The 4,765-nt window shown below is 40.5% G+C and carries 3 protein-coding genes, 1 pseudogene and 1 CRISPR repeat array; all 4 genes and pseudogenes read right to left on the bottom strand.

Going from position 1 to position 4,765, the window contains the following annotated elements; all coding sequences use genetic code 11:
* Window positions 1-1,743 (bottom strand): CRISPR-associated helicase Cas3' (cas3, locus tag GRP75_RS19475; RefSeq protein WP_160790105.1); only part of this gene is annotated, 1,743 nt, incomplete at its 3' end.
* A gap of 3 nt (window positions 1,744-1,746) precedes the next feature.
* Window positions 1,747-2,061 carry a hypothetical protein gene (locus tag GRP75_RS19480; protein ID WP_025719051.1) on the bottom strand — a complete coding sequence of 105 codons (315 nt, stop codon included), beginning with the start codon at window positions 2,059-2,061 and terminating at the stop codon, window positions 1,747-1,749.
* A 465-nt stretch (window positions 2,062-2,526) separates the two neighbouring features.
* Window positions 2,527-3,090: a CRISPR direct-repeat array (repeat unit 32 nt; unit sequence ATTTCAATCCACGCACTCATATAGAGTGCGAC).
* A 246-nt stretch (window positions 3,091-3,336) separates the two neighbouring features.
* Window positions 3,337-4,146, bottom strand: coding sequence for an SDR family oxidoreductase (locus tag GRP75_RS19485; RefSeq protein WP_023988269.1), 810 nt, complete (start codon window positions 4,144-4,146; stop codon window positions 3,337-3,339).
* A gap of 265 nt (window positions 4,147-4,411) precedes the next feature.
* A pseudogene (locus GRP75_RS19490) lies at window positions 4,412-4,765 on the bottom strand (hypothetical protein); the annotation flags it as partial.

A 4,765-nucleotide genomic window follows, 5' to 3' on the forward strand; every position in this document is an offset into this window, starting at 1 on the left:
GATATCCACTCCCGCTTCAATTAATTGTGTACTGATGCAAACGACAGGCTCTTTATGTTGCAGGTGATTTTTAACTTTCTCCAATATGGAATTGCGATGAGCTGGACACATGGATGTACTTAAATGGTAGATCGGGACTGTACCGCTTTCTTCTTTTAATCTGTGATATAGGTTTTTCACCACTGTTTTTGTATTTAAAATAACGAGCACGCTTTGTTCATCAGCAAGTCTTTCCTCAACAAAGTCGGCAAGTTTCTCCGTATTAAATTTCATATCCGTTGCTTTATCCACAATTTCAACCCGCTTAAACGCTTCTATAACATGGTTCAGGTCATGCACCATTTCTGCATCTGGTTCGATCTCTAGCTTGTTATGTACAAAATCCAATTCGGGTTGTGTAGCCGTGCAGAGAACAATACCTGAATGAGCATATGTTTTCAAAAAATTCACTGCTTGATTAAATAATGAAATACAGTGAGTAGGAACTTTTTGTACTTCATCAAAAATAATGACAGACTCGCTTAAATTGTGAAGTCTACGAATATTTCTACTGCCGCCAGCATAAAAAACATTTAAAAATTGCACCATTGTGGTGAAAATGATCGGCGAATCCCAATTGTCCTTAGCCAGCTTTAATTTTTGGCGCGTACTCACAACTACATCTTCAAGCTCATTACTCTCTCCCTCTTCTACATCGTCCATGACCACATTAGAATGATGTTCCAGAATATTCGCATCGTCCACTATTATTTCGCGAACTTCTCGGGCATTTTGTTCAATAATGGTCGTAAATGGAACGACATAAATAATATGTTTCTTCTTAAATGTTACAGCATGTTTTAAGGCATAACGAAAGCTGGCGAGCGTCTTTCCACCGCCTGTGGGGATCGAGAGGGTATGTATTCCAGAGGGCCTTTCTGCAAACTGTTCGCATTGTTCGGACATTTCTTTTCGAAGTAGATTAATAGGTGTATTGGCATCCTTGGCTGCTTGTAGGGATTTGATGTGCATCATTAATTTTTCGTAATACTCATGAAATAACTTTTGGTAATTCATTGCTTCAACTGCGATCTCATCGCCTGTGTTCTTATTTTCTTCAAAGCAGCGAGTATTGGTTCGATCTGCATCGATCAAAGCGCTAAACACAAACTTGGATAAATACATCAATTTGAGTTCAAAATCTGCCTCATCATCTCGGTTCATATATTGATCCAACTCAGCCTTTGCTTGATTCACATAATCAAAAAATGTAGATTTCTCCATGACCTGCTTATAGAAAAACGCTACTGCATCTTCAAACCCTTCTATCTCTAGGTCACGCACCCGATACAAAAATCTTGATTCCAGCTGTGGGGTTAAAAAATCCTGCAAATAAGAATGGTGTGAAATAATAGCGTTTGCTACAACTTCGGTCAATACATATTTGATAAATAAATCCTGCTTATCGAATGTGCCTTTAGGTTGAATGTGAAAAAGATTAAATAATAACTTTCCACCCGCACTAGAATGATCTACACTTCCTCGTTTCGGTGGATTGTCAGGATTTTGTACCGCCAAACGTATGTAATTTTGAAACTTTTCCGTGTACTTCCCCAAGTCATGAAGCATGCCAGCGAGTCCGGTGATATGTCGAATACCTATTTTGTCTCCATAGGCTTCAGCTACTTGTCGGGTTTCCAATAGATGTTCAGCAACCGTTTGAATCTCTTGGTCGCTTTCACGTATGTGGGCGATATATTGCATTTCTTAATCTCCTTTAGTTTTCTTCGTGAATAACCTCTTCCAAGTAATGACTAACCACATCGGAAGCCAAAAAAGCATAAATAAAATATAGATCGCAGCAATAACACCTTTCTGACCTATTAAATGATAAAGATCATGTAGAGCTTGATAAAGACCCTCTCTAGCTGTTGACAGTTCCTCATCGTTTTCCTCTGGGTTCTCTTGCTGCATTTCCTGTGCACGTTCAGTTAATTCCTTAGATACAAACCAATATCCCACGATAAGGCCTATACCTAGATAGATATAAAAATATAAACCAGGAATAGATAATAAATTCATCTATTTTCCCCCTTTGAGCAAATACTTAAAATGTGTAATCGTGTCATAAGATACAATAGCGACAGCATCTAGAATCCCCACTTGGACATTTACCGTTGTTAAGTGAATTTATAAATAATACTAATATAATTTCCTAGCGTTGTAGTAATTCTCCTTCCTCTCCTCTTTTATCTACTTAATTCAAGGATTACGGTTTCACTCCATAGCTCTATATTCATTTTATGACTTTTAGGTGGTTATTGTAAGAGACTTGTATTCCGCTTAAAATACTAGATTCTCTTCTACTTACTAATCATATTAGATCTATTCTCGTTATGTAAACAAATATTATTTTAAGTCATGTGGAAATAGTATTTTTAGAGAGAACTAAACTAATAATCTTAAAGTTCATAACACAAATTATATTGGCTCCAATCATGTAAAGTCTGCTGAGAGTTGTTATGCAAGGTTACGAACACTATAGATACTTCAATCCACATACTCGTATAGAGTACGACATGTGAGGCATTGCTTAATTAACATTTGTCAGAATTTCAATCCACGCACTCATATAGAGTGCGACTGTGTTTACGATGGATTACTGGGAGGGTAATGCATTTCAATCCACGCACTCATATAGAGTGCGACTCACAACGGTCGTAGGATTAAAAGGCCCAGAAGCCATTTCAATCCACGCACTCATATAGAGTGCGACCCGAAGCGGAAGACTTCGAGCGGATGCATTTATGATTTCAATCCACGCACTCATATAGAGTGCGACCAGAGAGGGATCGGACAATAGATAGTTTAATTGATGAATTTCAATCCACGCACTCATATAGAGTGCGACGTTCTACCTTCGTAGGCAATGTTTTCGACCGAGCTATTTCAATCCACGCACTCATATAGAGTGCGACTACGATGCATAGTTAAAATTATTATGTAGTTGTATTTCAATCCACGCACTCATATAGAGTGCGACGTGAGAAGGAGAGATAACACATGATCATTAGAATGGATTTCAATCCACGCACTCATATAGAGTGCGACAGCGAAAATGAAGGAATTCATACCCTAATGATATCAATTCCATGCATTTTCGAAAAAAACGATGCCAAAAAAGCTTGAATCCACTATTGACTTCTAACGAAGAAAGCTAATTCGAATCCATTTCGACAAATTTCGAGGTGCGAAGGACCCGGGGTTTTTATGTGAGCTTCACATTCGCACCGTAACCAAGACAATACACTCAGGATACCACAAAACATTTCTCTGTCCCAGAGAATGCTCTATTTTCTAAAACAATAACGACTCTGCCCCATCAATTACAATTTGTGCGCCAGTAATGTGACGCGAATGATCAGAAGCCAAAAATGTCACCAAATCAGCTACCTGCTCGGGTTGACCCGGTCCATCAGCCAACGGTTGTCCTCCTTCAGGAAACTTGACGGGGATGGTAATTTGTTTTAACCCTTCCGATTTCTCCGTGGTTTCATCAATATTGGTCGAAATGGCACCCGGATAGATGACATTCACACGAATACGGAACTTAGCCAGCTCCAGCGCAGCCATTTTAGCAAAACCGGTTTGACCTGCCTTTGATGTGCTGTAGGCTGACATTCCAAAGCTGGTAAAGCGCTGATTTCCATTAATGGAGCTGGTAATAATAATGCTGCCGCCACCGTTCTTTTTCAAATGTGGTATTGTATACTTCACCGTCAGGAAGGTACCATCCAGATTCGTGGACAATGTTTGCCGCCAATCCTCAATGCTCAGATCCTCGATCGGTCCGACGACCCCGTTAATCCCGGCATTAGCAAAAATGATATGCAGACCGCCAAATAATTCAACCGCTTCCAGAACTGCTTTTTCCACACGCACCGGATCAGCAATGTCCACGTCAAATGCCCGAGCTGATCCTTCACGTATGGCATTAATTTCTCTTTCCGTCTCCAAAATGCGCTCATTACTTACGTCAAAAAGAGCGACATTCGCTCCTTCTCTGGCCATTTGAATGGCCGTTGCCTTTCCAATCCCAGAACCAGCCCCCGTGATTAGAGCGGTTTTGCCTTCAAAGCGCGCGCCTCCTGCATATGTGTAGCTCATATGTATCGCTCCCTTTCAGTAATCTGTATAATCACAAGATTACCCAAAAGGATATACTTTATAATCACCATTTTTGCGCATTTTTTGCTATTCCTTTGCGATATTTGAGAAAAGGACGAATATTACGCGCATTAGCGCGTCTTTCCTTCTCCTCCTCGTTACATTCTATAAATATCTTAACGAATCGTATTTTTCTATGTATTCATCAAAAAAAGGACGTTATACAACCATGGATATGGATGCATACGTCCTTTTGCTTATTCATTTACCACTGAAGCTCAATAAATGCAGCATCATCATCAAGTCCCCCGGTATGGGATGCGTCCAATAATACCTGTATCTGCTCATCAGGGACAGGCTCGCGAATGGGGTCCAAATCGGATAAACCGTCCGTATACACCTGTAATCTCATCGGCATATCTGCGGGTATACTTCTTTCGTACCAATGAGGCTTCCCACCAATCGGCCCACGACTTGTTGACCAGCGCTCCGCTGTAGAAAAAGTATGATCGAACAGCTCGCTAATTTCCTCGGCACCGTTCCATAGTCGCAAACGTGAATCCCCTTGCCAGGCAAGTCGGAGACGGCCACGGCTACCACGCTTCGGCAGTTCGATTTT

Source organism: Paenibacillus sp. OT2-17 (assembly GCF_009827695.1).
GTDB classification, from domain to species: Bacteria; Bacillota; Bacilli; order Paenibacillales; family Paenibacillaceae; genus Paenibacillus; species Paenibacillus polymyxa_B.

Coding starts and splice junctions, on each gene's coding strand:
- GRP75_RS19485 (WP_023988269.1), bottom strand. CDS start 4,146: ATGAGCTACACATATGCAGGAGGCGCGCGCTTTGAAGGCAAAACCGCT.
- GRP75_RS19480 (WP_025719051.1), bottom strand. CDS start 2,061: ATGAATTTATTATCTATTCCTGGTTTATATTTTTATATCTATCTAGGT.